The organism is Pseudoalteromonas sp. S1650 (assembly GCF_005887195.1).
Classification (GTDB): domain Bacteria; phylum Pseudomonadota; class Gammaproteobacteria; order Enterobacterales; family Alteromonadaceae; genus Pseudoalteromonas; species Pseudoalteromonas simplex.
On record NZ_PNDF01000155.1, the window covers coordinates 1 to 394 of the forward strand.

General features: G+C 42.6%; 1 protein-coding gene. It reads right to left on the reverse strand.

Annotation, left to right across the window (positions count from 1 at the left end; translation table 11 throughout):
• A partial coding sequence (locus CWB80_RS21970; protein ID WP_212751497.1) for an RHS repeat-associated core domain-containing protein occupies positions 1 to 394 on the reverse strand: 394 nt, incomplete at both ends.

The window sequence follows — 394 nt, forward strand, 5'->3', positions numbered from 1 at the left end:
ACCGATTTTTAAAACTGTGGCAGACCCATCCAAACAACTAAGTGCAAACGGATCCACCCAATTAACCGGGTTCGGCGCATATTGGTAATGGTTTATGCCACCCACTAAGCCTATCGGGTCTTGATTTATAAAGCGTTGTTGTTTGGGGCTGTAATAGCGGTAACGGTTGTAGTGTAGGCCGCTTTCTTTATCAAAATATTGGCCTTGAAAACGTATTGGCTGAGTGAAGCTGTTTTCTTTATTAAAGTCAGCATTAGCTTCTGGTTCTTCATAGCCGTACACATCGGCGTGGTTTTGCCATACAACCTCTGCGTTTTTATTAGTTACAAAACGTGGGGTGTTAAGTTGGTCTAGGTGGTAGTAATAAAGCTGACCTTGTTTAATCAGTGCGACT